29 protein-coding genes, 1 tRNA gene and 1 riboswitch are annotated in these 24,978 nt (G+C 66.7%); of the genes, 16 read left to right on the forward strand and 14 right to left on the reverse strand.

The window, feature by feature from the left end; translation table 11 throughout:
* Positions 1-31: 31 nt before the first annotated feature.
* Complete coding sequence (locus tag HWX36_RS32840; protein ID WP_175957942.1) at positions 32-439, forward strand: DUF3592 domain-containing protein; 408 nt, start codon at positions 32-34, stop codon at positions 437-439.
* Positions 440-541: 102 nt separating this feature from the next.
* Here HWX36_RS32840 and HWX36_RS32845 read toward each other — a convergent pair.
* The 9 genes from HWX36_RS32845 to HWX36_RS32885 all read right to left on the reverse strand — a co-directional run bounded on the left by HWX36_RS32845 (position 542) and on the right by HWX36_RS32885 (position 7,073).
* Positions 542-618 (reverse strand) — tRNA-Lys (locus tag HWX36_RS32845).
* A gap of 108 nt (positions 619-726) precedes the next feature.
* Positions 727-1,476: a tol-pal system protein YbgF gene (ybgF, locus tag HWX36_RS32850; protein ID WP_039361280.1), complete on the reverse strand. Its 750-nt coding sequence runs from the start codon at positions 1,474-1,476 to the stop codon at positions 727-729.
* A 19-nt stretch (positions 1,477-1,495) separates the two neighbouring features.
* A complete protein-coding gene (gene pal, locus HWX36_RS32855) occupies positions 1,496-2,008 on the reverse strand; it encodes a peptidoglycan-associated lipoprotein Pal (protein ID WP_006484980.1) in 513 nt (170 codons plus the stop codon).
* 17 nt (positions 2,009-2,025) lie between these two features.
* On the reverse strand, positions 2,026-3,321 hold the full coding sequence (tolB, locus tag HWX36_RS32860; RefSeq protein WP_175957943.1) for a Tol-Pal system beta propeller repeat protein TolB: 1,296 nt from the start codon (positions 3,319-3,321) through the stop codon (positions 2,026-2,028).
* A gap of 109 nt (positions 3,322-3,430) precedes the next feature.
* Complete coding sequence (tolA, locus tag HWX36_RS32865; protein ID WP_175957944.1) at positions 3,431-4,468, reverse strand: cell envelope integrity protein TolA; 1,038 nt, start codon at positions 4,466-4,468, stop codon at positions 3,431-3,433.
* The gene (gene tolR, locus HWX36_RS32870; RefSeq protein WP_006484943.1) at positions 4,465-4,914 is read right to left on the reverse strand and encodes a protein TolR; all 450 of its coding nucleotides are present in this window, start codon (positions 4,912-4,914) and stop codon (positions 4,465-4,467) included. The genes tolA and tolR overlap by 4 nt, the downstream gene beginning before the upstream one ends.
* Before the next feature lie 10 nt (positions 4,915-4,924).
* On the reverse strand, positions 4,925-5,602 hold the full coding sequence (gene tolQ, locus HWX36_RS32875) for a protein TolQ (protein ID WP_021157170.1): 678 nt from the start codon (positions 5,600-5,602) through the stop codon (positions 4,925-4,927).
* Positions 5,603-5,732: 130 nt separating this feature from the next.
* A complete protein-coding gene (gene ybgC / locus HWX36_RS32880) occupies positions 5,733-6,218 on the reverse strand; it encodes a tol-pal system-associated acyl-CoA thioesterase (protein WP_175957945.1) in 486 nt (161 codons plus the stop codon).
* Positions 6,219-6,326: 108 nt separating this feature from the next.
* The gene (locus HWX36_RS32885) at positions 6,327-7,073 is read right to left on the reverse strand and encodes an SDR family oxidoreductase (protein WP_175957946.1); all 747 of its coding nucleotides are present in this window, start codon (positions 7,071-7,073) and stop codon (positions 6,327-6,329) included.
* Positions 7,074-7,254: 181 nt separating this feature from the next.
* Positions 7,255-7,355: riboswitch (ZMP/ZTP riboswitch) on the forward strand.
* A gap of 137 nt (positions 7,356-7,492) precedes the next feature.
* On the opposite strand from HWX36_RS32885, the gene glyA reads away from it, so the two are divergent.
* The 7 genes from glyA (at position 7,493) to HWX36_RS32920 (ending at position 12,283) form a co-directional block, all read left to right on the forward strand.
* Positions 7,493-8,740 (forward strand): serine hydroxymethyltransferase, encoded by a 1,248-nt coding sequence (gene glyA, locus HWX36_RS32890; protein ID WP_069255884.1) that lies wholly within the window; start codon positions 7,493-7,495, stop codon positions 8,738-8,740.
* Between the two features lie 6 nt (positions 8,741-8,746).
* Positions 8,747-9,226, forward strand: coding sequence for a transcriptional regulator NrdR (gene nrdR, locus HWX36_RS32895; RefSeq protein ID WP_006476792.1), 480 nt, complete (start codon positions 8,747-8,749; stop codon positions 9,224-9,226).
* Between the two features lie 155 nt (positions 9,227-9,381).
* Entirely contained in the window at positions 9,382-9,945 is a 564-nt protein-coding gene (locus HWX36_RS32900; protein WP_175957947.1) for a GspH/FimT family pseudopilin, read from the forward strand.
* A gap of 5 nt (positions 9,946-9,950) precedes the next feature.
* Positions 9,951-10,352, forward strand: a complete 402-nt coding sequence (locus HWX36_RS32905) for a hypothetical protein (RefSeq protein WP_244136587.1) — start codon at positions 9,951-9,953, stop codon at positions 10,350-10,352.
* Positions 10,336-11,175 carry a PilW family protein gene (locus tag HWX36_RS32910; protein WP_175957948.1) on the forward strand — a complete coding sequence of 280 codons (840 nt, stop codon included), beginning with the start codon at positions 10,336-10,338 and terminating at the stop codon, positions 11,173-11,175. The genes HWX36_RS32905 and HWX36_RS32910 overlap by 17 nt, the downstream gene beginning before the upstream one ends.
* Positions 11,176-11,378: 203 nt before the next feature.
* Positions 11,379-11,840, forward strand: a complete 462-nt coding sequence (locus HWX36_RS32915) for a hypothetical protein (protein ID WP_175957994.1) — start codon at positions 11,379-11,381, stop codon at positions 11,838-11,840.
* Complete coding sequence (locus HWX36_RS32920; protein ID WP_175957949.1) at positions 11,837-12,283, forward strand: type IV pilin protein; 447 nt, start codon at positions 11,837-11,839, stop codon at positions 12,281-12,283. The genes HWX36_RS32915 and HWX36_RS32920 overlap by 4 nt, the downstream gene beginning before the upstream one ends.
* Before the next feature lie 57 nt (positions 12,284-12,340).
* Here HWX36_RS32920 and HWX36_RS32925 read toward each other — a convergent pair whose 3' ends face one another.
* From HWX36_RS32925 to HWX36_RS32935, 3 genes are all read right to left on the reverse strand, one after another.
* Positions 12,341-12,784, reverse strand: a complete 444-nt coding sequence (locus HWX36_RS32925; protein ID WP_085039559.1) for a DUF3318 domain-containing protein — start codon at positions 12,782-12,784, stop codon at positions 12,341-12,343.
* A 43-nt stretch (positions 12,785-12,827) separates the two neighbouring features.
* A complete protein-coding gene (locus tag HWX36_RS32930; RefSeq protein WP_175957950.1) occupies positions 12,828-13,217 on the reverse strand; it encodes a phage holin family protein in 390 nt (129 codons plus the stop codon).
* A gap of 123 nt (positions 13,218-13,340) precedes the next feature.
* A complete protein-coding gene (locus HWX36_RS32935) occupies positions 13,341-13,643 on the reverse strand; it encodes a YqjD family protein (protein WP_006494044.1) in 303 nt (100 codons plus the stop codon).
* A 318-nt stretch (positions 13,644-13,961) separates the two neighbouring features.
* Here HWX36_RS32935 and HWX36_RS32940 point away from each other — a divergent pair, with 318 nt between their 5' ends.
* Positions 13,962-14,600, forward strand: coding sequence for a peroxiredoxin (locus tag HWX36_RS32940; RefSeq protein ID WP_011351087.1), 639 nt, complete (start codon positions 13,962-13,964; stop codon positions 14,598-14,600).
* 145 nt (positions 14,601-14,745) lie between these two features.
* Here the strand turns inward: HWX36_RS32940 and HWX36_RS32945 are convergent, their stop codons facing one another.
* Positions 14,746-15,933, reverse strand: a complete 1,188-nt coding sequence (locus tag HWX36_RS32945; protein WP_175957951.1) for an acyl-CoA dehydrogenase — start codon at positions 15,931-15,933, stop codon at positions 14,746-14,748.
* 213 nt (positions 15,934-16,146) lie between these two features.
* Between HWX36_RS32945 and HWX36_RS32950 the strand changes: the two genes are divergently transcribed.
* A complete protein-coding gene (locus HWX36_RS32950) occupies positions 16,147-16,938 on the forward strand; it encodes an IclR family transcriptional regulator (RefSeq protein WP_175957952.1) in 792 nt (263 codons plus the stop codon).
* A gap of 141 nt (positions 16,939-17,079) precedes the next feature.
* The gene (locus tag HWX36_RS32955; protein ID WP_175957953.1) at positions 17,080-17,490 is read left to right on the forward strand and encodes a GFA family protein; all 411 of its coding nucleotides are present in this window, start codon (positions 17,080-17,082) and stop codon (positions 17,488-17,490) included.
* Positions 17,491-17,741: 251 nt separating this feature from the next.
* Here the strand turns inward: HWX36_RS32955 and HWX36_RS32960 are convergent, their stop codons facing one another.
* On the reverse strand, positions 17,742-18,545 hold the full coding sequence (locus HWX36_RS32960; RefSeq protein ID WP_175957954.1) for an EAL domain-containing protein: 804 nt from the start codon (positions 18,543-18,545) through the stop codon (positions 17,742-17,744).
* Positions 18,546-18,909: 364 nt separating this feature from the next.
* Between HWX36_RS32960 and HWX36_RS32965 the strand changes: the two genes are divergently transcribed.
* The 5 genes from HWX36_RS32965 to fahA are packed head-to-tail and all read left to right on the forward strand — an operon-like array spanning position 18,910 to position 24,851.
* Positions 18,910-20,571, forward strand: a complete 1,662-nt coding sequence (locus tag HWX36_RS32965) for an FAD-dependent oxidoreductase (RefSeq protein ID WP_175957955.1) — start codon at positions 18,910-18,912, stop codon at positions 20,569-20,571.
* A gap of 40 nt (positions 20,572-20,611) precedes the next feature.
* Complete coding sequence (locus tag HWX36_RS32970) at positions 20,612-20,842, forward strand: DUF2783 domain-containing protein (RefSeq protein WP_071334001.1); 231 nt, start codon at positions 20,612-20,614, stop codon at positions 20,840-20,842.
* On the forward strand, positions 20,839-22,200 hold the full coding sequence (locus HWX36_RS32975; protein ID WP_175957956.1) for an MFS transporter: 1,362 nt from the start codon (positions 20,839-20,841) through the stop codon (positions 22,198-22,200). The genes HWX36_RS32970 and HWX36_RS32975 overlap by 4 nt, the downstream gene beginning before the upstream one ends.
* 15 nt (positions 22,201-22,215) lie before the next feature.
* Positions 22,216-23,550: a homogentisate 1,2-dioxygenase gene (gene hmgA, locus HWX36_RS32980; protein WP_175957957.1), complete on the forward strand. Its 1,335-nt coding sequence runs from the start codon at positions 22,216-22,218 to the stop codon at positions 23,548-23,550.
* Positions 23,547-24,851, forward strand: a complete 1,305-nt coding sequence (fahA, locus tag HWX36_RS32985; RefSeq protein WP_175957958.1) for a fumarylacetoacetase — start codon at positions 23,547-23,549, stop codon at positions 24,849-24,851. Before hmgA ends, fahA begins: the two co-directional genes overlap by 4 nt.
* Positions 24,852-24,978 lie beyond the last annotated feature (127 nt).

Raw genomic sequence — 24,978 nt, forward strand, 5'->3', positions numbered from 1 at the left:
CGCCATGAGCGGATCGATATCGGGAAACAGGATGGCCGACGAGACCGGGAGGTGCAATTACGTGGCGCTGGCCATCGGTGTGATCCTGGCGGTGTGGAGCGCGGCATCGATCGACGAACGGTTCGCTTTCATCGAGGCGTCCGTTGCCGTGCAGGGAACGGTCGTCCGGTTGACTCACGGCGAGCATCACCCACTGATCGAGTTCGTGACGAAAGCTGGCGAGCGCGTATCGTTGCCGGGGAGCTTCGTGACGGTGGAGGTCGGTGACACGGTGCCGGTTCGCTATGATCCGGCCAGGCCGCTGGCCAGCGCGAGAGTCGACACGTTCACGAACCTGTGGCTCGAGTCGATCATCTCGATCGTTTTCACGATCGCGTTTCTGTACGCGGGCTTGAAGGGAGAGACGCTTCTGCCGAAGCCAGGGGGAGGGCGCGACTGAGTGTGTGGCGGGCATCACCGCGATGCCGCGCATCGACGCACAAGCGCCAGACGCAAAAAAGCCTCCACTTGGGAGGCTTTAATTTGCACTATCAAAGATAGTTGGTAGGGTGGGAGGGACTCGAACCCTCGACTCTCTGATTAAAAGTCAGATACTCTAACCAACTGAGTTACCACCCCACGTCCTTGAAACCTGTTGGTTCGTTGCTTCAACAACGTTGCAAGCGACCCAAAGAGCAAAAGATTATAGCGACGGGTTGTCAGGCTGTCAACAACCCGCCGCGATAATTATTTGATCGTCTCGAGCTTGCCCTGCGCGGTCTGCGCAGCGTTCGACCCGGCATACTGCGAAACGACCTGCTCGAACGTCTTCTTCGCGGCCGCCTTCTGGCCTTGCTCGAGCTGGTTCGTGCCGATCGCCACGAGGGCGTCGGCCGCGCGCGGGTGCTGCGGGAACTTGCTGACGATCCCTTGCCACGTTGCGGTCGAGCCGCGGTAGTCGCGCAGCGCGTATTGCGCATTGCCGTACCAGTACTGCGCGGTCGGCTGGTAGGGGCTCTGCGGATACTTCGCGATGAACGCGCGGAACGAAGCGGCCGCCGCCTTGAAGTTGCCGTTGCGGAACTGCTGCTGCGCCGCATTGAGCGCATCCGTTTCACCCGGCTGCACGGTGCCTTCGACACCATCGATCGTCGCCTGCTGCGGCTCGAACTTCTTGAGCCGCGTGTCGAGATCCTGGTAGTACTCCTTCTGCTGCCGCTCGAGCGTCGTCAGCCGGTTCGTCAGATCCTCGTTCTCGCCGCGCAGCGTCGCGACCTGCTGGTTCAACTGGTCGAGACGGCCGGACTGATCGAGGATCGTCCGCTGCGCCGCCGACAACTGGCTCGCCAGGTTGTCGGTTTTGCTGCGCAGATCGAGCACGGCGCGGCGCGCTTCGTTGTCGTCGAACACGCCGGCGTGCGCCGGCGCGGCCGACCACGCCGCGCCGGCGACGCAGAATGCTGCGGCAACGCGCAGCAGGGATACACGGTGCGTCATACGGCGATTCTTCCGTTACTTACTGTTGGTAGACGAGGTCGGCGCGACGGTTCTGCGCCCACGATGCTTCGTCGTGACCCGTTGCCTGCGGCTTTTCCTTGCCGAGGCTCACGGCTTCCATTTGCGAATCGTTCACGCCGAGCAGTGCCATCGCACGACGGACGGCTTCCGCACGCTTCTGGCCCAGCGCGAGGTTGTACTCGCTCGTGCCGCGTTCGTCGGTGTTGCCCTGGATCAGCACGTGGCGTTGCGGGTGGCTCTTCAGGTACTGAGCGTGCTGCTGCATCAGCGGCTGGTACTCGTCCTTCACCGAATAGCTGTCGAAGTCGAAGTAGATGCTGCGCTTCGCGAGCGGGCTGTTCGGGTCGTTCAGCGGATCGACGTTCACTTGCGCGACGTTGTCGGCGCTCGGTTGCGTGCTGACCGCACCGGCGTTGTTTGCCTTGTCGTCGAGCTTCACGCCCGACTTGCACGCTGCGAGCGCGCTGATCATCATCACGGCCAGGGCCAGACGAGCTTTATTCGACATCATGTTTACTCTCCTTGTGGTCATTGCATGAAGGGCCCCCACGACGGCTCACGAACGGAGCCGCCCTGGACGGACAGGATTTGCGGCGGCGCGCTGCCGTCGGAGGGCACTGCTGCCAGAACATTTCGACCACCCGACTGGGTAGCGTACAGAAGGTACTGGCCGTTTGCCGCGAAGCTCGGCGATTCGTCGCGATTCGTATTCGTGATGGCGTTCGCCGCGCCGGTCTGCAGATCCTGAACGTACAGCTTGAAGCCCCCGCCCGTGCGGGAGATGTAAGCGAGCAGCTTGCCGTCCGGGCTGATGCGCGGACTCGTGTTGTAGCTGCCCGTGAAGGTCACGCGCTGCGCCGCACCGGCGCTTTCGCCCTGTGCGGGCATCCGGTAGATCTGCGGCGCGCCGCCGCGATCGCTCGTGAAGTAGATCCAGCGGCCATCCGGCGAGTAGAACGGCTCGGTGTCGATCGAGCTGCTCTGCGTGAGGCGGCGCAGGCCGCCGCCCGTCGAGTTGACCGTATAGATTTGCGTATTGCCCGTCAGCGACAGCGCGACGGCCAGCGTGTTGCCGTCCGGCGACCAGGCCGGTGCGCTGTTGTTGCCCTTCTGGTCGGAGACGATGTAGCGGCGGCCGGTCGGCAGGTCGTGGATGTAGACGATCGGCTTCTTGCGCTCGAACGACACGTACGCGACCTTCGTGCCGCTCGGCGACCACGACGGCGAGATGATCGGCTCGGTGCTCGACAGCGCGATGCGCGGGTTCTGGCCGTCCGAATCCGAGATCTGCAGCTGGTAGCGGTTACCGGTCTTGATCACGTACGACAGGCGCGTGGCGAACACGCCGCGCACGCCGAGCAGTTTCTGGTAGATGTAGTCGGCGATCTTGTGGCCGGCCGTGCGCAGCGTGGTGTCGGTGGCCGTCAGCGACAGGCCGCCGAGGCTTTGCTGCTTCACGGTGTCGTACAGGATGAAGTTGACCTTGTACTGGCCGTTCGCCTCGCGGTTCACGCTGCCGGCGACGAACGCATTGGCGCCCTTGGCCTTCCATGCGCCGAGATCGACCGAGGCGGTCTCGGGCACGGGCGTGCTGCCCGCGTCGATGTTGGTGAATTTGCCGCTGCGGGCGAGGTCGGCACGGACGATCGACGTGACCTGCTGCGGCAGGTTCGCCTCGTTCGCGAAATTCGCGGTGGCGATGGGGAACTGGGTCGACCCGACCCCGGTGATCAGCACGTTGACCTGGGCGTTAGCGGCGCTGCCCGCCGTAATCAGACACGAGGCCACGAGTGCCCTGAAACCTAGCTTTGTCATCAAACTCATGCTTCTTGCTTCCCGTATGGCTTGGATCGCTGCGCAACGGCAGAGACAGTAAAAATACCCGATTCGTTCCCGTCCGACAGCGACGCCCGGAGTGTAAGCGCATTTCCTTTCACTCCGCCGCCTTGAAGGTAATCGTAATGTCCGACGGGGTACGACCGTTAGAATCGGGCGGCAACGGGATCGATGCGTGGATCGCATTGACCACGGCTTGATCCCACCCCGAATTCCCGCTGGAGCGGGAAACCGATGCGCTCAATACGTCACCGGACGGCGTGCACCGAATCTTGACGACGGTGGTCAGGCCTGCTCGCTCGCCGCCCCAAACGATGTTCGGTTTGACGCGGCGGCGCACCTTGTCGGCATAGCCGGGCGTTGCGGCATTGCCGCCTGAGCCCGTGCCCGTGCCGCTTTTCGCGAGGCCTTCGCCGCCGCCTTCACCGGCGCCGGACAGGCCCTGCATCTGTGCCAGGCGGGCGCTGCGCTCGCGGTCGAGCTTCGCGTTCGCCGCCGCATTGGCCTTCGCGCGCGCCGTGGCTTCGGCCTTCGCCTTGGCCTGGGCTTCCGCCTTTGCCTTCGCGGCCGCGTCGGCCTTCGCCTTCGCCGCCTGCTGCGCTTCGAGCTGCGCCTGCTTCTGCTGCTGGAGTTTCTGCTGTTCGGCGAGCTGCTGTTGCTTGAGCTTGTCGGCCTGCTTCTGCTTGTCGCGTTCCGCGGCCTTCTGCGCGGCGAGCGCGGCTGCCTGCGCTGCGAGCTGCGCGCGTCGGGCTTCCTCTTCCTGCTGGGCCTTCAATTGCTGCGCGCGGCGCTGCTGTTCGAGCAGCGCTTCACGCGCGGCGGCTTCCTGCTGCCGCTTCTTCTGCTGCAGCGCGATGTCGGCCTGCTCGTCGCGCACCGGGGGAGCGGGCGGCGCGACCTTCACGGGCGGTGCGGGTGTGACAACGGGCCGCGGCGCGGGGACATCGGGCACCTCGGTCCACAGCTCGGCTTCGGCGCCGGCCGGCGTGCTGTTCTGCCACTGCACGCCGTGATAGAGGAACAGCGCGAGCAGCACGTGCATCAGCGCGGCGAGCGCGAATGCGCGCCAGGTGCCCCGCTCGCGGGGAGGTCGAGGCGGGTAGGCGGAGCTGCGCGTGGATTGCTGCCGGTTCATTGCGATTTGACGAGGAGGCCGACGCGCTTGACGCCGCGCGCCTTCAGATCGGACATCACGGTCATGACTGCATCGTACTGCACGGTCTTGTCGGCCGCGATCACGACTGGCTGGTCGGGATGGTCGGCCTGCCGGGCCGAAATGAAGCTGTCGAGCTCGGCCTTCGTCATCGTGTCTTCCTGGGTCGCGCCCGAGTCGCCCTTGTACTTGACGCTCATCGTGCGATCGGCCTTGATGTTGACGACGACGGGCGGCGTCTGCTCCTGCGGCGCGGCGTTGCCGACGGTCGGCAGGTTGATGATCGACGGGGCGACGAGCGGTGCGGTGACCATGAAGATCACGAGCAGCACCAGCATCACGTCGATGTACGGCACGACGTTGATGTCGGCCATCGCGCGGCGCGAGCGGCCGCCGCGCATGCTGGATCGGATGGGACTTCCTGCCATGGCGCGCTCCTTACTGGGCCTGACGCTGCAGGATGTTCGAGAATTCTTCGATGAAGGTCTCGAAACGGATCGCGAGGCGGTCGATGTCGTGCGCGTAGCGGTTGTACGCGACCACCGCCGGAATCGCGGCGAACAGGCCGATCGCGGTGGCGACGAGCGCCTCGGCGATGCCCGGTGCGACGTTCGCGAGCGTGGCCTGCTGCACGTTCGCGAGGCCGCGGAACGAGTTCATGATCCCCCAGACCGTGCCGAACAGACCGATGTACGGGCTGACCGAGCCGACCGATGCGAGGAACGCGAGGTTCGCTTCGAGCACGTCCATTTCACGCTGGAACGACGCGCGCATCGCACGGCGTGCGCCGTCGAGCACGAGGCCCGGATCGCTGATGCGCTTTTCCTTCGCCTTCAGGAACTCGCGCATGCCCGATTCGAAGATCCGCTCGAGCGCGCCGATCGTGTGGCGGTTGTTGGCGGCGCTCTGGTACAGCGCCTGCAGGTCGCCGCCCGACCAGAAATCCTTCTCGAAGCGTTCGGTCTGCGCGCGTGCGCGGCGGATCGCGAACCACTTGCGGAAGATGAAGGTCCACGACATCAGCGACAGCAGCAGCAGCAGCCCCATCACGGCCTGGGCCAGCACGCTCGCGTTGAGGACGAGGGAAATGATCGACAGGTCTTGAGAAGTGTTCATAGAGGTTTGAGTAACGTCCCTTCGGGGCGTCTGGTATGCGTGCGGCGCGGCGCGCCGGCCATGCCTGACGCCGAACCTTGCTTAGTATCGAATCAGAAAGGCAAGTTCATGGGCTTTGTCTAAACGGGGCTCAGGCGAGCTTCGTTGACAATACAGTCTGCCCGGTTTCGATGACGGGCCCGCGCCGCAGCGCGTCGAGCACGGCCGGCGGGATGGCCGCGGGCCGGATGCCGGTACGGTCGACGCAGCCGAGACGGATGTGTCCGGCCACGAGCAGCGTGTTTCCGCACCAGGCTTCCTGTGTGAATTCCACCGATGCGCGGCCGATGCGTCCGGGCTGGCTCGTGATCGCCAGTGCGTCGTCGAGTCGCGCCGGGGCGCGGTAGTCGAGCGACGTGCTGCGGACGACGAAGATCGCGTCGGCATCGTCGGCGAGCTGACGCTGGTCGATGCCGCAGGCGCGCAGCCACTCGGTGCGGGCGCGTTCGAAGAACTTCAGGTAGTTGGCATAGAAGACGATGCCGCCTGCGTCTGTATCCTCGTAGTACACGCGCACCGGCCAGGTAAAGCCGGAGGGCACTTCCGGGGGGCGGGTAGGCTGAGTCATGGCGCGCATTCTACCGGAAGGCGGAAGCCGGATTCGTAACGGTTTCGTAACGGAATGTAGTACGGCGTAGCATGCCGCGGGCCGGCCGGAGGCGGGCCCACGGCTGCATGCGACGGCTCAGCCACGATGAATCGCGAGGCCGGCCGGTGCCTGGGCGACCGGCATCATCTCGATCGTGTTGATGTTCACGTGCGCCGGGCGCGTCGCGATCCAGTAGATCGTGTCGGCGATGTCCTCGGCCGTGAGCGGCTGGACGTTCTGGTAGACGTTCGCCGCCTTCGCGTCGTCGCCGCGGAAGCGGACGTTCGAGAATTCTGTGCCGCCGCACAGGCCCGGCTCGATGTCGGTCACGCGCAACGGCGTACCGATCAGGTCGGCGCGCAGGTTCAGGCTGAATTGTCGGACAAAAGCCTTGGTCGCGCCGTATACGTTGCCGCCCGGATACGGATAGGTGCCGGCGACCGAGCCGAGATTGAAGATATGGCCGCGGCCCCGCGCGATCATGCCGGGCAGCAGTGCGTGCGTGACCGTAACGAGGCCCGTGCAGTTCGTGTCGATCATCGTGCGCCATTCGTCGAGGCTGGCCTTTTGGGCCGGCTCGACACCGAGCGCGAGGCCGGCGTTGTTGACGAGCACGTCGAGTGCTGCGAATTCGGCGGGAAGGGCGGCCGGCACGGCCTCGACGGCCGCGCGGTCGCGGACGTCGAGCTCGAGCGGCAGAAGGGCGTCGCCGAGTTCGGCGGCGAGCGCATCGAGACGATCCTTGCGGCGCGCGGTCGCGACGACGCGGTGGCCTCCCCTGACGAAGGCACGGGCGATGGCGGCGCCGAAGCCGGCGGACGCGCCTGTGACGAACACGATCATTGCTGCTCCTGGTCGATGACAAAATAGCGGGTAAGTATCCCGCAAGCCTACTGAGATTGCCGCACCGCGGCAAGGCGGCAAAGCGTTCCCGCACGGGCGCGCAGAGTCTGGCCCCAATGGCTTGCGGCGCACCGCCGTGCGGTTGCCTATTCATGACGCATCCAATACACTAACGCGCTCATCACCCCTGCGTGACTGGCGATAGAACCCTTCGGGTTCAAGGTGGAGCATCCCACCGTGAAGCGCGGGGCGCCGTTCTTGCCGTTCGCCTGGGCAGCCGTTGTGCGCCGTTGCGTGCATTGCCGGTGGCTGTCCTGCCTCGCGTCATACGGATTCTTCCGCCACGTCGAGCTGGTCCCGCCAGCAGCGCACCGTATTCGGCCGCTCCGGTCAACCTGTACACACTTAACGGAAACCGTATGTTTGACAGAGCCCAAAGCACCATTGCGAACGTCGATCCCGAAATCTTTGCCGCGATCGAGCAGGAAAACCGCCGCCAGGAAGATCACATCGAGCTGATCGCGTCGGAAAACTACACGAGCCCGGCGGTGATGGCCGCGCAGGGTTCGCAACTCACGAACAAGTACGCGGAAGGGTATCCGGGCAAGCGCTACTACGGCGGCTGCGAATACGTCGATGTGGTCGAGCAGCTGGCGATCGATCGCGTGAAGCAGCTGTTCGGCGCGGAAGCCGCGAACGTGCAGCCGAACTCGGGTTCGCAGGCGAACCAGGGCGTGTTCTTCGCGATGCTCAAGCCGGGCGACACGATCATGGGCATGAGCCTCGCGCACGGCGGCCACCTGACGCACGGCTCGCCGGTGAACATGTCGGGCAAGTGGTTCAACGTGGTGAGCTACGGCCTGAACGAAAACGAAGACATCGACTACGAAGCAGCCGAGAAGCTGGCGCAGGAACACAAGCCGAAGCTGATCGTCGCGGGCGCGTCGGCGTTCTCGCTGAAGATCGATTTCGAACGCCTGGCGAAGATCGCGAAGTCGGTCGGCGCATACCTGATGGTCGACATGGCGCACTACGCCGGCCTGATCGCGGCAGGCGTGTATCCGAACCCGGTGCCGCACGCGGACTTCGTCACGACGACCACGCACAAGAGCCTGCGCGGCCCGCGCGGCGGCGTGATCCTGATGAAGGCGGAGTACGAGAAGCCGATCAATTCGGCGATCTTCCCGGGGATCCAGGGCGGCCCGCTGATGCATGTGATCGCGGGGAAAGCGGTGGCGTTCAAGGAAGCGCTGTCGCCGGAGTTCAAGGCGTACCAGGAGAAGGTGGTCGAGAACGCACGGGTGCTGGCGGAAACGCTGGTGAAGCGGGGGCTGCGGATCGTGTCGGGCCGTACGGAAAGCCACGTGATGCTGGTGGACCTGCGCGCGAAGCACATCACGGGCAAGGCAGCGGAAGCGGCGCTGGGCGCGGCGCACATCACGGTGAACAAGAACGCGATCCCGAACGATCCGGAAAAGCCGTTCGTGACGAGCGGTATTCGTCTGGGCTCGCCCGCGATGACGACGCGCGGCTTCGGTCCGGCGGAAGCGGAACAGGTGGGCAACCTGATCGCGGACGTGCTGGACAACCCGGAAGACGCAGCGACGATCGAGCGCGTGCGTGCGCAGGTTGCCGAGCTGACCAAGCGTTTCCCGGTCTATCGCTGATCGACGATGCGCTGCCCGTTCTGCCGGCATGACGACACGCAGGTCGTGGATTCCCGCGTGTCTGAAGATGGCGCCGCGATCCGGCGGCGCCGTCGCTGCTCGGCTTGCGACAAGCGCTTCACGACGTACGAGCGGGTCGAGTTGTCCCTGCCGTTCGTCGTGAAGAAGGACGGCAGCCGCACGGAATTCGACCGCCGCAAGATCGTCGCCAGCATGCAGCTCGCGCTGCGCAAGCGGCCCGTTGCTGCCGACGCGATCGACGCGGCGGTCGCCCGCATCGAATATCAACTGCTCGCGACAGGCGAGCGCGAAGTGCGTAGCGAGAAGCTCGGCGAACTCGTGATGAACGAGTTGCGCGGCCTCGATACGATCGCTTATGTCCGTTTCGCATCGGTGTATCGCCGGTTCGAGGACGTTTCCGAATTTGCCGACGTGATCGAAGAGTTCCGTCGCGCCTCTCCCGCCAAGACTCCGCGTAAGCGCTGACGCGCTGCGTCCGTTCATCGTCTTCTCCGTTGGGTCAGTTCGCGCCGATTGTGTCGGTCGCGATCGCATGCCGCCAGTCGGCCATTCGGCAAATGGTGCGCGTCCGCACGTGCCGCTACAGTCGTCGCATCACACCCTGGCGAAGGACGACTGCGATGGGACTGCACGCTCCCCCCCTGAAAAATCTGTTGCGACGCTCGAGCGGGTTCACGCTCGCCGAGCTGATGGTCGCCATCTCGCTGGCGGCCGGGCTGGCGCTCCATGCGGCGCCCGCATTCGACCAGTGGCGCATGCGTGAGCGTGTGGACGCACGCTCGCGTGCGTTGCTCGGTGCGCTGTCGTTTGCACGTACCGAGGCGACGCGTCTTGGCGTGCGCGTTACGCTGTGCCGGGCCGGGAGCGGCAGCACCTGCCTGCGCGCCGGCGAGCGGTGCGATTCGGCCGAATGGTCGTGCGACTGGATCGTCAGCGGGCAGGTCGACGGGCAGTCGCGCGTGCTGAGGCGCTATCCGCGCGATGCCGACGTGGCCGTCGCGGGTGCCGCGCACGATCTCGCGTTCGCACCGCCGGCCGGTCAGGCAATCGGTGGTATCCGGCGCTTCGAATTGCGTCCGCGACGCGATGTGCCGGGGGGCGACGACGCGCATGTATCGCGTTGCGTGCGGATTGCGGCCGGCGGTCGGGCACGGGTTGTCGCCGGCCGCTGCGACGCGGCGTGAGCGCCATGCGCAACGCCATGCGCGGCACGTCGCTGATCGAAGCGATGCTGGCCATCGCGCTGCTCGCGACCGTGATGCTGGCCGTGGCGGGCAGCCAGCTTGCGATGGCGCGTGCGCAGCGCGCGACGATCTGGCGCGAACGCGCGCTGTGGATGGCCGATGCGCGTATCGAGCGCCTGCGCGTGGCCGCGCAGGCCGACGATGGCCTCGCGGCGCGGGCCGCGGCGTCGCTGCCCGGCGGCGCGATGTTGCACGGTGACGGGCCGGGTGGCGTCCGCTACGCGGTTGTCGGCTGGCAAGGCGGCAATGCGGCTAGCGGGCCGCGATGCGACGCGGCGGGCAGGTCGGTGCAACCGCCATCGTGCGTCCGGATTCCGTATCGGGAGGCTGATGCCGATGCACGCTGATTGCCGCATGCGTGCGCATACGCTGCTTGAAGTGTTGATTGCGATGACCGTCGGTCTGCTCGTGCTTGCGGCGGCCGGTGCGCTGTACCACGCGCAGCTCATCGCACAGCGGCGCGCGGACGACGGGTTCCGGATGCGCGATGCGGCCGGCACCGCATTGATGCTGATTGGCCAGCAGATCCAGATGGCAGGATTCCGGCCGCTCGATGCGGAAGCGATGTCGTCGTTGCCGCCGGTGTTCGGCTGTTCGATGGCGCGCGTGAGGGGCGATGGCGCACAGGTCCGGTGCGAGCCCGTGCGCATTGCGTCGGACGCGCTGCTGATCCGCTACGTCGGCGACGCCGTGTCGACGTGGCCCACCGTTGGCGGCCAGGTGTCGGATTGCCTCGGGCAGGGTGTCGGCGTGTCCGGCGAACGTGCGCCGGTGGAGAACCGCTTCGATGTGCACACCAGTCCATCGACGGGCGAGCCTGAGCTGTATTGCGAAGGAAACGGCCGTCCGGGTACGCCGCAGCCGGCCGTGTCGGGAATCGATCAGTTGCGGGTGCGCTATCTTCGCCACGGCGGCACGCAGTTCGTCGATGCCGATGCATTGCGCGGTGACGACTGGCGCGATGTCGTGGCCGTGCATGTCTGCGTGCGGGCGCGCGGCGAACTGGCGGGCGCGCCGGTGCGGCATGTCGATTGCGACGGCCGCACTGTCGTTGCGCAAGACGGCCGCGCGCGTCTGACGCTCGATCGCATCGTCGCGCTGAGGAATGCCGTGCGCGCGTTCGACGGTCCGTCGCGCGATGCGATCGATGAACGCGAGGTGTTGCGATGAACGGAGCGGGGCAGTATGCGCGGGAGAGGTCGCGATGCGTCGCGACACGCAACAGGCATGAGCGAAGCGAAACGAGCGCTGACGATCTGCGGCAGGCTGCAGGTGCGAAAGTCCTGATGGCGAGCCGGCAAGCGCCGCACATACGATCGCGGTCAGCCGTCCGCGCTCGGCGTCGCGAAGCGGGCCTTGCATTGCCCGCGGTGATCGCGGTTGGCGCGGCGGTGGCGGCATTGACAGGCACGTGGTTCGAAGCCGCACTGACGGAATCGCGCCGCACGCGCGCGTTGTCCGACCGGCTGGTCGCATTCCACGCGGCCGATGCCGCGCTTGCGGCGTGTACCGCGCGATTGCGCCGGGGGGCGGCGGCGTACATGAGCGAAGGCGAATCGCACGCGGAGCCCGACGCGTGGCGGCGTATGCCGGCGCTGGCGGCCGCCGAAGCGTTCGCGCCGTTCGCCGGATGGCCGATGGCTGCGCAACCGCCTCGATGCCTGATCGAAGCGTGGCGCGGAGCAGGGCCGGCCGGCGGCCGCGCCTACGTCGTCACCGCGCGTGGCGTGGGTGCGCATGCATCGAGCGCCGTCTGGCTGCAGCATCAGGTCGCGATCCGCGACGGACACATCGTCGCCTTGCACTGGCGTCGCGTCGCGACGGCGCTTCGATGAGCGGTCGCACGTCCGTGTACCGCTCGGCGGGATTCACGTTGATCGAGCTGATGATCGTGCTCGCGATCGTCGCAGTGCTGGCCGCGTGGGGCATCCCGTCGTATCGCGAGCATGTTGTGCGCGTACATCGCGCGTCGGCGGTCAGCGCGTTGTACCGGGCGGCCCAATATCTCGAAACACTGGACGGTGTGCCGCCTTCGGCATTGCCGATGGCGCTCACGCAAGCGCCGCCGAACGGGCGCGCGATCTATCGATTGGCGCTCAGGCGGCCGGACGGCGGCGATTCGCCGGTGAGTTACGAACTGGAAGCAATCCCGGTCGACACGGGCCCGATGCACGACGATGCGTGCGGTGCATTCACGCTGCGCTCGGACGGGACGAAAGGCAACGTACGGAGCGATGGCGCCGACGGACAGGTCGCGGCGTGCTGGGGTGCGCGTTGAGTTCGGAGGGAAAGTGCGCACACGGCGCTTGGCCGTGTGCGCGCAGGATGCCGACGGTCAGTCGTCGTGCGTGTCGAGCCCGCGCTCGTCGCGGGACTGCTTCCAGATCCGGTAGACCTCCCATGCCGCGAAACCGAGGGTGCCCCACTTCAGCGCGGGCCCCGCGCTCGCGCGCAGCAGCGAGCGAACGGGTTTTGCGAGCACGAGCGATGCGAGCGAGCTCAGCATCGGATACTGGTTGACGAGCTGGCCGAGGCTCGCGTTCAGGTTCTTGGCAGACTGGCTGAACTTGTTGCTGGACAGGCCGGGGATGAACACCTTGAGCCAGCTGAAGCGCGTGACGGCCTGGCGCATTTCGCCGGCGGCTTCCGCGAGCTCGAGCCGCTCGACTTCGGATCGCAGGATCAGCAGTTCCTTGCGGAGCGCGCGATGCTGCGACGCGCTCCAGTTCGATCGCGACGAATGGGAGCGGGGTGAATTGCCCGTGATGTTCTGGCTCATGGCGCGTCGGCGAAGTAGGTGGGAGGGGTGAGCGCGACTGCGTTCACGGCTTGCCGCGGAACAGTTCGCGGTCTTTCTCGAGTTCGGCGAGCGTCGCCTCGAATACGGTCGGGGCGTCGCGCAGGCCGGTGCGGGCCTTCAGTGCGCACACGATCCCGCCTGCTGCATAGAGTGCAGTGATCACCGCGAGCGACTGCCAGCGATAGGTATCCCAGAACGCGATCGCGACGAGTACGGTCAGGCTGATGAGTGCCATCGTCGCAAGCATCATCGCGGCGAGCCCGAGGAACAGCACGCCCATCAGGCGCTCCTTTTCCTCGGCAAGCTCGATGCCCACCAGTTCGAGGCGCGTTTGCAGAAGTCCGATCGCGGAGCCGACGAGGCGGCGCAGCGGTCCTTGGGCGGACGGCTGCGAGGTGGTGTCTGTCGTCATGGGTGAGGTGCGTACGCGTGCAGTGTGCAGCTAGGACAAAGCCGGCCGGCGGAAACCGCCGGCTGGCTTCGACGCCCGCAGGCCGCGCGACGCGGCCAACGGGACGAAACGGCGCAGAGCGCGTTACTTGCGGTTGATCAGCAGGCCGATCAGCACGCCGACGCCGGCGGCGACGCCGATCGACGTCCACGGATGCTCGTGCACGTAATCGTCGGTCGCGCGTGCGGCCTTCTTGCCTTTCTCGACCACCACGACCTGGACGTCGGCTGCCTTTTCCTTGGCCTGCTTCAGGCGCGACATGGCTTTCTCGCGCAGCTCGGCCGCACGGTCGCCCGTGCTGCTCGCAGCTTGCTTGAGCAGGTCTTCAGCGTCCGAGAGAACGGTTTTGATATCCGACATCAGTTTCTCCTTGTTGATTTCCGACATTGCAACTCCCTTCGTGCTGTCATGCTGCAGGTTCACATCGTAACGAAACGCCTGCCTGCTGGCGAGCCGGGAACACACACGACGGCAGTGCAAGACCGCATGGTAAACGACTTGTAATCATCAACAGAGCGGCAAACGGGGTGAAAAGTTTCCCGCGTGGCCGTCCGTCCGGCACCGGCACCGGGCAAAAATGACAAAAAAGTATGAATATCAAACGGAATAATCGTTCGCTTGCCCCATTGCTTCCCGTAAGCTGACACACTTTCCCGCGCCGACCTGCGCGCGGTTTCAACCAGCATCGTTCGAGGAGGGAACATCATGAGTCTGCGTCTTGGCGACATCGCACCGGATTTCGAGCAGGAATCGAGCCTGGGCCCGATCAAGTTTCACGAGTGGCTGGGCGACGGCTGGGGTGTCCTGTTCTCCCATCCGGCCGACTACACGCCGGTGTGCACGACCGAACTCGGGCTGACCTCGAAGCTGAAGGGCGAATTCGAGAAGCGCAACGTCAAAGTGATCGCGCTGTCGGTCGACGGTGTCGAGTCGCACAAGGGCTGGATCAACGACATCAACGAAACGCAGTCGACGGTCGTCGGTTTCCCGATCATCGCCGATGCGGACCGCAAGGTTTCGCAGTTGTACGACATGATCCACCCGAACGCGAACGAAACGCTGACGGTGCGTTCGCTGTTCGTGATCGACCCGAACAAGAAGGTGCGACTCACCATCACGTACCCGGCCAGCACGGGGCGCAACTTCGACGAAGTGCTGCGCGTGATCGACTCGCTGCAGCTGACCGACAACTACAAGGTCGCGACGCCCGGCAACTGGAAGGATGGCGACGACGTCGTGATCGTCCCGTCGCTGCAGGATCCGGAAGAGCTGAAGAAGCGCTTCCCGAAGGGCTTCAACGCGGTGCGTCCGTATCTGCGTCTCACGCCGCAGCCGAACAAGTAAGCATCGGCTGCAGATGAGCGCGATACCGGGCCGGCGGCCCGGCGCGCGGATCGGATGAAAAACGGCCCGCCCGGCAGTCATGCCGGGCGGGCCGTGTCTTTTGCACGTGCGCGGCGTGGCTGCCGCGCACGCCGTATCCGGGCGATCAGAAGAATGCCTGGATGCCCGTCTGCGCGCGGCCGAGGATCAGCGCGTGGATGTCGTGCGTGCCTTCGTACGTGTTGACCACTTCGAGGTTCACGAGGTGGCGCGCGACGCCGAATTCGTCGGAGATACCGTTGCCGCCGAGCATGTCGCGCGCGAGCCGTGCGATGTCGAGTGCCTTGCCGCACGAGTTGCGCTTCATGATCGACGTGATCTCGACGGCCGCCGTGCCTTCGTCCTTCATCCGGCCGAGGCGCAGCACGCCTTGCAGGCCGAGCGTGATTTCGGTCTGCATGTCCGCGAGCTTCTTCTGGATCAGCTGGTTCGCGGCGAGCGGCCGGCCGAACTGCTGGCGGTCTAGCACGTACTGGCGCGCGGTGTGCCAGCAGGACTCGGCGGCGCCGAGTGCGCCCCATGCGATCCCGTAGCGGGCCGAGTTCAGGCACGTGAACGGGCCGCGCAGGCCGCTCACGTTCGGCATCAGGTTCTCTTCCGGCACGAACACCTCGTCGAGGACGATTTCGCCGGTGATCGATGCGCGCAGCCCGACCTTGCCGTGGATCGCGGGCGCCGACAGGCCCTTCCAGCCTTTCTCGAGGATGAAGCCGCGGATCGCGTCCTTGCCGTTCTCTTCCAGCTTCGCCCACACGACGAATACGTCGGCGATCGGCGAGTTCGTGATCCACATCTTCGCGCCGGACAGCGAGTAGCCGCCGGGCACCTTCTTTGCGCGGGTGACCATGCTGCCCGGATCGGAGCCGTGGTTCGGCTCGGTCAGCCCGAAGCAGCCGATCCATTCGCCGGTGGCGAGCTTCGGCAGGTATTTCTGCTTCTGCGCGTCGGAGCCGAATTCGTGGATCGGGACCATCACGAGCGACGACTGCACGGACATCATCGACCGGTAGCCCGAGTCGACGCGCTCGACTTCGCGCGCGATCAACCCGTAGCTCACGTAATTGAGGCCGGGGCCGCCGTATTCCTCCGGAATGGTCGGGCCGAGCAGGCCGATTTCGCCCATCTCGCGGAAGATTTCGGCGTCGGTGCGTTCGTGGCGGAACGCTTCGGTGACGCGCGGTGCGAGCTTGTCCTGCGCGTACGCCTGCGCGGCATCGCGCACCATCCGCTCTTCTTCGGTCAGTTGCTGGTCGAGCAGCAGCGGATCGTCCCAATGAAAAGTAGCAGCACTCATCGTCTCATCTCCTGTCGACCCGAGTTGGCGCTTCAGCGCTTACTCGGGCCCCATGCTTTGCGGTCGATCCGAGTTGGCGCTTCAGCGCTTGCCCGGATCCCATGCCTTGCGGTCGGTCCCTGATTCAGCCGGGTTCCATGCCTGAGAGTTTGCTTGACTGAAGTTCCGCTGTGCGGAACAATGTTTTGCAAATCGAACCCAGTGTAGCACCAGATGACACTTTCAACCATCGACGAAACCACGATTGACGAACGCAAGTTCGTCGTCGCGCTCGCGCGCGGGCTCGACCTGCTGCGTGCATTCCGGCCCGGGGAGACGATGCTCGGCAACCGCGACTTCGCGGAGCGCACCGGACTGCCGAAGGCGACCGTGAACCGGCTCGCCTATACGCTGACCGTGCTCGGCTACCTGCGCTACGACGAGACACTTGGAAAGTATGCGCTCGACGCCGGCGTGCTATCGCTCGGCTACGCGCTGCTGTCGGGCTCGGGGACGATCGACCTCGCGCGGCCGCACATGCAGGCGCTCGCGCGCGACATCGGCGCGGCCGTGTCGCTCGGCTGCCGCGACGGGCTCGACATGATCTATCTGGAGACGATCCGCAGCGAGACCGCGCTGACGCTCGGGCTCGCGCCCGGCTCGCGGCTGTCGATGCTGACGAGCTCGATGGGGCGCGCGTACCTGGCCGTGCAACCGGAGGACGTGCGCCGCGCGCTTTATGCGGAGCTGCATCGGGCGGCCGGCGGCGCGGCCGATGCCGATGCGCTCGTCGTCGCCGCGCAGCAGGCGGTGGCCGAGTTCTCGGCGGGCGGCTGTTGCTATTCGTTCCGGGCGTGGCACATGGACGTCAACGCGGCGGCCGTACCGTTTCGCGAGCCGCGCGAGGGGCGCTGGCTGATCCTGAGCTGCAGCGGCCCGGCATCGTCGATGGACGAGGACGTGTTCCGGACGCAGGTCGGGCCGAAACTGAAGGCGCTCGCGCAGCGCCTCGGGCAGACGGCCTGAGCCACGCGGCGGGCGCTACGGGCTCGGTTGCCGGTAGCAGGGGCGGGCGGTAGCGGACGAGGTGGCACCGCCACCGCGGGTTGTGCCGCGGGCGAACCGCGCGCATGATCGTTCGCCAGCTCATTCACGCAGAGGATGGCCATGTCTCACGCAGAACCGATGGAAGGCGGATGCGCATGTGGGGCGATCCGGTACCGGATCACCCATGTTCCGGCCGACGCCGGCTTTTGCCACTGCCGGCTCTGCCAGCGCACGACCGGCGCGGCGGTCGTCGCATCGGCGTCGGTGCCGATCGACGCTTTCACGTACCTGCATGGCGAGCCGACGGTCTATGCGTCGAGCGCGTGGGGCGAGCGGCGTTTCTGCAATCGGTGCGGCGCGCAGCTCGAATACCGGCTTACCGAGGCACCCAGAACGGTCGAGATCAATTACGCGACGCTCGACGAGCCGTCGCGGCTGCGCCCTGGCTGGCACGTCTGGTACGGGGATCGCTTTCCGGGCATCGAGATCGACGACGATCTGCCGAAGTACGACGATGGCGGGCGGGACTAGGCGCGCCCGTCCGTATCGACTCCCCGATATTGGACGCGCGGGCAGTTCCAACGCGTTCCGTCTTTCGGCACCGCGGATAACGCGCCGCCCGGCCTCGCGCGACGGGCCGCGCAAGCGTTCCGGTTCCGCATACACCTGCCGAAACGTGCCGGGCGAATCTACCCGCCGGCACGCGGCTTCTCCCGCGCACGACGCGGTGCGTTGACGCCCGATCGTCGGGCCCGCTGTCAGGCGAACGGTCATACCCGTCTTCAGGCCGTCACGACCTTCGCAAACACGGGCCCCTGCATGAACCGCACGTCGTGCTGGCGCAGCAGCTCGCACTGCGTTTCGTCGACGACGCCGTCGAAGATCAGCGGAATCCGCACGCGCTGCGCATAGGCGACGAGCGCCTTGACCATCCCGTCGCGCAACGCGATGCCCGCATCCATCTTGATGTAGTCCGGGCGCGCCATCTCCGATTCGACCGCGAGGATGCGGCCCGGGTCCGGCAGCTTGTCCGCGACCTTGAAACCGTGATGCTGGTAGCTGCGCGTCAGGTAGCCGAGGAAGGTCTTGTGCGCGACGGCGACCGCCGGCAGCTCGATCACGATCCGCTCGGCCGGCAGCCCGAAGCGCTGCAGCACCGACGAGAAATGCTTGCCGTGGTCGTACTTCACGCTTTTCAGCAGCCGTTCGTGCACGCGCAGGAACAGCAGCCCATGGCGCTGTGCGCCAAAGAAATTGATCGCGTGCAGCGCGCGCGACAGGCGGTCGATCGCGACGAGCGTCTGGTCGTCGACGGCCGAGTCGACCGGATCGTGCGGCGCGCCCGTGACGACCGTGACGGCCTGGAAGCCGAGCTCGTCGCCGTAGCGCTCGATTGCGTCGGCGAACGACGTCGATTGCGGCGCACCGGGCATCGTCACGTCGTAGATCGGTTCGTAGGCGCTGCCGAGCGTGCGCTCGGGCAGGTTCGCGCTGGCGGTGCCGCCATCGGCGAGCGCGAGGTGATCCCGCAGATACGGCAGTTGCCCGGCACGGGCGACCAGCTCGGGAATGGTGGGCGGAATCATCGGCGTAAGAAGGAAAAACGGCGGCCGAACGGGCCGCCTCGTAGCTTGATATTAGCAGTGCCGGCCAAGCTCGGCTCGGCGTTTCGTTCATATGGTTATCCCGTCCTCGACGCGCCGCCTAGGGTTTACATTAATTTCACTATTCGTAATTGATTTTACTATTCGTAAATCCAGGATTTGTCGCCGATCAAGAAATGCGACATGCGGGCGCCGCGAAACGGCGCCGTTCACGAATCAACAGGAAGCAAGGAGCGAGACGTGGCGGTTGACAGGCATTGCACGCGGGAGAGCGGCGCGACGCGCCGGCTGGCGACGAGCGGGATGACGGGCGTGCCGGCGAGCGCCCGGCAGGGCTGAGGGGCGGATGGCGACCATGAGCATCGATTACCAGACGCTGAAGTTCGAATACCGTCCGCGCGCGCAGGACACGACCGTTCACCCGGTGATCGTCGTCGGCGCGGGCCCGGTGGGCCTCGCGGCCGCGATCGACCTCGCGCAGCAGGGCGTGCCCGTCGTGCTGCTCGACGACGACGACACGCTGTCGACCGGCTCGCGCGCGATCTGCTTCGCGAAGCGCACGCTCGAGATCTTCGACCGGCTCGGCTGCGGCGAGCGCTTCGTCGACAAGGGCGTGAGCTGGCACGTCGGCAAGGTGTTCCTGCAGGACGAACAGCTGTACGCGTTCGACCTGTTGCCCGAGGAAGGGCATGCGCGCCCCGCGTTCATCAACCTGCAGCAGTACTACGTCGAAGGCTACCTGGCCGACCGTGCGTTCGAGCTGCCGAACATCGACATCCGCTGGAAGCACAAGGTGACGGGCATCGACCAGTCGGCCGAACACGCGGTGCTGACGATCGAGACGCCGGACGGCGTCGCGACGCTGCGCGCGCAGTACGTGATCGCGGCCGACGGCTCGCGCAGCCCGATGCGCACGATGATGGGCCTCGAAAGCCACGGCCGCACGTTCAAGGACCGCTTCCTGATCGCCGACGTGAAGATGAAGGCGGAGTTTCCGACCGAGCGCTGGTTCTGGTTCGACCCGCCGTTCCACCCCAATCAATCGGTGCTGCTGCATCGCCAGCCCGACAACGTATGGCGCATCGACTTCCAGCTCGGCTGGGATGCCGACCCCGTCGCCGAGAAGCAGCCGGAGCGCGTGATCCCGCGCGTGCGCGCGCTGCTCGGGCCGGACGTCGAGTTCGAGCTCGAATGGGTGAGCGTCTATACGTTCCGTTGCCAGCGGATGGCGTCGTTCCGTCATGGCCGCGTGCTGTTCGCGGGCGATTCCGCGCACGGCGTGTCGCCGTTCGGCGCGCGCGGCGCGAACAGCGGCGTGCAGGACGCCGACAACCTCGCATGGAAGCTGAAGCTCGTGCTCGACGGCCGTTCGGCCGATCGCCTGCTCGACACGTATGCGAGCGAGCGCGAGTTCGCGGCCGACGAGAACATCCGCAACTCGACGCGCTCGACCGACTTCATCACGCCGAAGAGCCCGGTGTCGCGCGTGTTCCGCGACGCGACGCTGAAGCTTGCGCGCGACTGCGAGTTCGCGCGCAAGCTCGTGAACAGCGGCCGTCTGTCGGTACCGGCGGTGCTGGCCGATTCGCCGCTCAATACGCCGGATCGCAACGGCGACGCCTTCGCAGGCGCGATGCGGCCGGGTGCCGCGGCGGCCGATGCGCCGGTGCGTGCGCAGGGCGTGTCGGGCTGGCTGCTGCAGCACCTGGGCGGCGGCTTCACCGGCGTGCTGTTCGGGTTGCCGGGCGATGCGGCCGCGCTCGCGCAGGCCGTCGACGGCCTCGCGCCGCCGGTGCGGCCCGTACTTGTCGTGCCGGCCGGGCACGCGCAGCCGGTCGCGGGTGTCGACGTCGTGGAGGACGTCGACGGTTTTGCCTCGCAACGCTATGACGCGAAGCCCGGCACGTTCTATCTGCTGCGTCCCGACCAGCATGTCTGCGCCCGCACGCGCACGCTCGACCGTCAGGCGCTTGCCGACGCACTGGCGCGCGCGACCTGCGCACGCTGAATACCGCATTGGACACGATAACGACATCGGAGACCCCGTCATGCCCCCACTCGACACCCGCCCGCGCCTGGCTGACCCCGACGCGTTCTACGAAGCGCTGATCGACATGCATCGCGATCTGTCCGACGCCGACAGCCAGCTCGTCAACGCGAAGCTGATCCTGCTGCTCGCGAACCAGATCGGCGACGCCGACGTGCTGCGCGAAGCGATGGCGCTCGCGCGCCAGGGCGTGACGCCGCCCGTGCATCCGGCCGCCGAGGTGGCGCAATGAGTGCGGCGCCGGCAGGCGCGCGCGTGCTCGAAGTCGAGCGCGTGATCGACGAGACCCGTCGCCCGGGCTTTCACTGGATGCTGCTCGCGTTGTGCGGCCTGTGCCTCGTGATCGACGGTTTCGATGCGCAGGCGATGGGCTACGTCGCGCCGAGCGTGATCGCCGAATGGGGCGTGCCGAAGCAGGCGCTTGGCCCCGTGTTCAGCGCGAGCCTGTTCGGGATGCTGCTCGGCGCGCTTGGGCTGTCGGTGCTGGCCGACCGGATCGGGCGGCGCCCGGTGCTGATCGGCTCGACGCTGTTCTTCGCGGTGACGATGCTCGCGACGCCGTTCGCAACCTCGATTCCCGTGCTGATGGCGCTGCGCTTCGTCACGGGCCTCGGCCTCGGCTGCATCATGCCGAACGCGATGGCGCTGGTCGGCGAGTTCAGCCCGGCCGCGCATCGCGTGAAGCGGATGATGATGGTGTCGTGCGGCTTCACGCTCGGTGCGGCGATCGGCGGGTTCATCAGCGCCGCGCTGATTCCGGCGCTCGGCTGGCGGTCGGTGTTCTTCGTCGGCGGCGCGGTGCCGCTCGTGCTGACCGTCGCGATGGTCGCGCGGCTGCCCGAGTCGCTGCAGTTCCTGGTGCTGAAAGGGCGCGTCGCGCAGGCGCGCGACTGGCTCGCGCATTTCGCGCCGCAGGCGGGCATCGACGCGAACACGCGGCTCGTGGTGCGCGAGCGCGCCGCGACCGGTGCGCCGGTCGCCGAGCTGTTCAGCCACGGCCGCCTGCCGGTCACGTTGCTGCTGTGGGCGATCAGCTTCATGAACCTGATCGATCTGTACTTCCTGTCGAACTGGCTGCCGACCGTGATGCGCGACGCGGGCTATTCGCCGGGCACGGCGGTGATCGTCGGCACGGTGCTGCAGACGGGCGGCGTGATCGGCACGCTGTCGCTCGGCTGGTTCATCGAACGCTACGGCTTCGTGCGCGTGCTGTTCGCCTGCTTCGCGTGCGCGGCCGTGTCGGTCGGGCTGATCGGCTCGGTCGCGCATGCGCTGCCGTGGCTGCTGATGGTCGTGTTCGCGGGCGGCTTCTGCGTGGTCGGCGGGCAGCCGGCCGTGAACGCGCTCGCGGGCCAGTATTACCCGACGTCGCTGCGCTCGACGGGCATCGGCTGGAGCCTCGGCATCGGCCGGATCGGCTCGGTGCTCGGGCCGCTCGTCGGCGGACAACTGATTGCGCTCAACTGGTCGAACGGTGCGCTGTTCCATGCGGCCGCAGTGCCCGTGCTGTGCTCGGCGCTGTTCGTCCTCGGACTGGCCGGAGTAACGCGGCGCAACGGCGCGCAGGCGCCGAACGCCGCGATGAATTGAGGGAGAAAGGAAACGATGACGCTTGACCTGTCGAAACCGGCTGCCGCCGGCTACCAGAGCGGTTTTGCGAACGAATTCGCGACCGAGGCACTGCCCGGCGCGCTGCCGCACGGCCGCAACTCGCCGCAGCGCGCGCCGTACGGGCTGTATGCGGAGCAACTGTCGGGCACCGCATTTACCGCGCCGCGCGGCCACAACCGCCGCTCGTGGCTGTACCGCATCCGCCCGGCGGCCGTGCACCGGCCGTTCGAGCCGTATGCGGGCCCGCAGCGCCTCGTGTCGGAATTCGGCGACTCGGCTGACGTGCCGCCGACACCGCCGAACCAGCTGCGCTGGGATCCGCTGCCGATGCCGGTCGAACCGACCGATTTCGTCGACGGGCTGGTGACGATGGCCGGCAACGGTTCGGCCGCCGCGATGAACGGCTGTGCGATCCACCTGTATGCGGCGAACCGCTCGATGCAGGACCGCTTCTTCTACAGCGCGGACGGCGAACTGCTGATCGTGCCGCAGCAGGGGCGGCTGTTCATCGCGACCGAATTCGGCCGGGTCGACGTCGAGCCGTTCGAGATCGCGGTGATCCCGCGTGGCGTGCGGTTTGCCGTCACGCTGCCGGACGGCGACGCGCGCGGCTACATCTGCGAAAACTTCGGCGCGCAACTGCGCCTGCCGGATCTCGGCCCGATCGGCTCGAACGGACTCGCGAACCCGCGCGATTTCCTGACGCCGCAAGCCGCGTACGAAGACCGCGAAGGCGCGTTCGACCTGATCGCGAAGCTGAACGGCCGCCTGTGGCGCGCGGACATCGGCCATTCGCCGCTCGACGTCGTCGCGTGGCACGGCAACTACGCGCCTTACAAGTACGACCTGCGCCTGTTCAACACGATCGGCTCGATCAGCTACGACCATCCCGATCCGTCGATCTTCCTGGTGCTGCAGTCGCAGAGCGACACGCCGGGCGTCGACACGATCGACTTCGTGATCTTCCCGCCGCGCTGGCTCGCGGCCGAGGATACGTTCCGTCCGCCCTGGTTCCACCGCAACGTCGCGAGCGAATTCATGGGCCTCGTGTACGGCGCGTACGACGCGAAGGCCGAAGGCTTCGTACCGGGCGGCGCGAGCCTGCACAACTGCATGTCGGGCCACGGGCCCGACGCGGACACGTTCGAGAAGGCGTCGGCGAGCGACACGACGAAGCCGCACAAGGTCGACGCGACGATGGCGTTCATGTTCGAAACCCGCACGCTGATCCGGCCGACGCGCTACGCGCTCGACACCGCGCAGCTGCAGGCGGACTACTTCGAATGCTGGCAAGGCATCAGGAAACACTTCAACCCGGAGCAACGATGAGCGATACCCAAGACTGGCGCGCGACGCTCGACCCGGCCCGCAAGAGCTGGGTCGAGACGGCGAACGATCCCGCCTGCGATTTCCCGATCCAGAACCTGCCGTTCGGGATCTTCAGCGATGCGAAGCAGGCGTCGCGCCGTGCAGGCGTGGCGCTCGGCGACCAGATCGTCGACCTCGCGGCGCTCGCCCGCGCGGGCCTCGTGACGCTGCCGCCCGGCGCCGAGGTGTTCGCCGCACCGACGCTGAACGCGTTCATCGCGCTCGGCCGCGACGCATGGCGCGGCGTGCGCGTGCAACTGTCGGATCTCTTCTCGCGCGACAACGCGCGGCTGCGCGACGATGCGGCGCTGCGCGCACAGGTGCTCGTCGCGCAGCGCGACGCGACGCTGCATCTGCCGGTCGAGATTCCCGGCTATACCGATTTCTATTCGTCGAAGGAGCACGCGACCAACGTCGGTTCGATGTTCCGCGATCCGAAGAATGCGCTGCTGCCGAACTGGTCGGAGATGCCGATCGGCTACAACGGCCGCGCGTCGTCGGTGATCGTGAGCGGTACGCCGGTGCGGCGTCCGAACGGGCAACTGAAGCTGCCCGACCAGGAGCGTCCGGTGTTCGGCGCATGCCGCAAGCTCGACATCGAACTGGAGACGGGCTTCATCGTCGGCCGGGGCAACGCGCTCGGCGAGCCGATCCCGTGCGAGGACGCGGAAGCGCACATCTTCGGGATGGTGCTGCTGAACGACTGGAGCGCGCGCGACATCCAGCAATGGGAATACGTGCCGCTCGGCCCGTTCAACGCGAAGACCTTCGCGACGACGATCTCGCCGTGGATCGTCACGCTCGACGCGCTCGAACCGTTCCGCGTCGCGCAGCCGGCGCAGTCGCCGCAGCCGCTCGCGTATCTGCGGCACGCGGGCAAGCATGCGTTCGACATCGCGCTCGAAGTGACGCTGCGCGCGGAAGGGGCGGCCGAAGCGACGACGATCAGCCGTACGAACTTCAAGCACATGTACTGGACGATGGCGCAGCAGCTCGCGCATCACACGGTGGCGGGCTGCAACACGCGCGTGGGCGACCTGATGGGTTCGGGCACGATCAGCGGGCCGACGAAGGATTCGTTCGGCAGCCTGCTCGAGCTGACGTGGAACGGCAAGGAGCCGGTTGCGCTGAACGGCGGCGGCAGCCGCGCGTTCATCGAGGACGGCGACGAGCTCACGCTCGCCGGATGGGGCCAGGGCGACGGCTATCGCGTCGGCTTCGGCGCGTGTGTCGGCAAGATCCTGCCGGCGTTGAAGGCGTAACGCGCAACGGTGCGCGTCCGTGAGCACGACGGCCCGCATTGCGCGGGCCGTCGTCGTTTTTGCGGTGCGATCGGCGTATCGGTGGCCGGGCGGCGCGTGTTGGCGCCGCCGTCGCTTGGGCGGAGCG

Origin of the sequence: Burkholderia sp. BCC0405, assembly GCF_902833075.1 — a bacterium.
GTDB lineage: Bacteria > Pseudomonadota > Gammaproteobacteria > Burkholderiales > Burkholderiaceae > Burkholderia.

Excerpts from the sequence above, each read along its gene's own strand:
- HWX36_RS32935 (WP_006494044.1), bottom strand. The coding sequence starts at position 13,643 with ATGTCGGAAATCAACAAGGAGAAACTGATGTCGGATATCAAAACCGTT.
- HWX36_RS32945 (WP_175957951.1), bottom strand. The coding sequence starts at position 15,933 with ATGAGTGCTGCTACTTTTCATTGGGACGATCCGCTGCTGCTCGACCAG.
- HWX36_RS32925 (WP_085039559.1), bottom strand. The coding sequence starts at position 12,784 with ATGAGCCAGAACATCACGGGCAATTCACCCCGCTCCCATTCGTCGCGA.
- HWX36_RS32970 (WP_071334001.1), top strand. The coding sequence starts at position 20,612 with ATGCCCCCACTCGACACCCGCCCGCGCCTGGCTGACCCCGACGCGTTC.
- HWX36_RS32965 (WP_175957955.1), top strand. The coding sequence starts at position 18,910 with ATGGCGACCATGAGCATCGATTACCAGACGCTGAAGTTCGAATACCGT.
- HWX36_RS32840 (WP_175957942.1), top strand. The coding sequence starts at position 32 with ATGGCCGACGAGACCGGGAGGTGCAATTACGTGGCGCTGGCCATCGGT.
- HWX36_RS32940 (WP_011351087.1), top strand. The coding sequence starts at position 13,962 with ATGAGTCTGCGTCTTGGCGACATCGCACCGGATTTCGAGCAGGAATCG.
- nrdR (WP_006476792.1), top strand. The coding sequence starts at position 8,747 with ATGCGCTGCCCGTTCTGCCGGCATGACGACACGCAGGTCGTGGATTCC.
- HWX36_RS32920 (WP_175957949.1), top strand. The coding sequence starts at position 11,837 with ATGAGCGGTCGCACGTCCGTGTACCGCTCGGCGGGATTCACGTTGATC.
- HWX36_RS32930 (WP_175957950.1), bottom strand. The coding sequence starts at position 13,217 with ATGACGACAGACACCACCTCGCAGCCGTCCGCCCAAGGACCGCTGCGC.
- ybgC (WP_175957945.1), bottom strand. The coding sequence starts at position 6,218 with ATGCGCGCCATGACTCAGCCTACCCGCCCCCCGGAAGTGCCCTCCGGC.
- HWX36_RS32950 (WP_175957952.1), top strand. The coding sequence starts at position 16,147 with ATGACACTTTCAACCATCGACGAAACCACGATTGACGAACGCAAGTTC.
- HWX36_RS32960 (WP_175957954.1), bottom strand. The coding sequence starts at position 18,545 with ATGATTCCGCCCACCATTCCCGAGCTGGTCGCCCGTGCCGGGCAACTG.
- HWX36_RS32900 (WP_175957947.1), top strand. The coding sequence starts at position 9,382 with ATGGGACTGCACGCTCCCCCCCTGAAAAATCTGTTGCGACGCTCGAGC.
- HWX36_RS32910 (WP_175957948.1), top strand. The coding sequence starts at position 10,336 with ATGCCGATGCACGCTGATTGCCGCATGCGTGCGCATACGCTGCTTGAA.
- pal (WP_006484980.1), bottom strand. The coding sequence starts at position 2,008 with ATGATGTCGAATAAAGCTCGTCTGGCCCTGGCCGTGATGATGATCAGC.
- ybgF (WP_039361280.1), bottom strand. The coding sequence starts at position 1,476 with ATGACGCACCGTGTATCCCTGCTGCGCGTTGCCGCAGCATTCTGCGTC.
- glyA (WP_069255884.1), top strand. The coding sequence starts at position 7,493 with ATGTTTGACAGAGCCCAAAGCACCATTGCGAACGTCGATCCCGAAATC.
- HWX36_RS32975 (WP_175957956.1), top strand. The coding sequence starts at position 20,839 with ATGAGTGCGGCGCCGGCAGGCGCGCGCGTGCTCGAAGTCGAGCGCGTG.
- tolB (WP_175957943.1), bottom strand. The coding sequence starts at position 3,321 with ATGAGTTTGATGACAAAGCTAGGTTTCAGGGCACTCGTGGCCTCGTGT.
- fahA (WP_175957958.1), top strand. The coding sequence starts at position 23,547 with ATGAGCGATACCCAAGACTGGCGCGCGACGCTCGACCCGGCCCGCAAG.
- tolQ (WP_021157170.1), bottom strand. The coding sequence starts at position 5,602 with ATGAACACTTCTCAAGACCTGTCGATCATTTCCCTCGTCCTCAACGCG.
- tolA (WP_175957944.1), bottom strand. The coding sequence starts at position 4,468 with ATGAACCGGCAGCAATCCACGCGCAGCTCCGCCTACCCGCCTCGACCT.
- tolR (WP_006484943.1), bottom strand. The coding sequence starts at position 4,914 with ATGGCAGGAAGTCCCATCCGATCCAGCATGCGCGGCGGCCGCTCGCGC.
- HWX36_RS32885 (WP_175957946.1), bottom strand. The coding sequence starts at position 7,073 with ATGATCGTGTTCGTCACAGGCGCGTCCGCCGGCTTCGGCGCCGCCATC.
- HWX36_RS32955 (WP_175957953.1), top strand. The coding sequence starts at position 17,080 with ATGTCTCACGCAGAACCGATGGAAGGCGGATGCGCATGTGGGGCGATC.
- HWX36_RS32905 (WP_244136587.1), top strand. The coding sequence starts at position 9,951 with ATGCGCAACGCCATGCGCGGCACGTCGCTGATCGAAGCGATGCTGGCC.
- hmgA (WP_175957957.1), top strand. The coding sequence starts at position 22,216 with ATGACGCTTGACCTGTCGAAACCGGCTGCCGCCGGCTACCAGAGCGGT.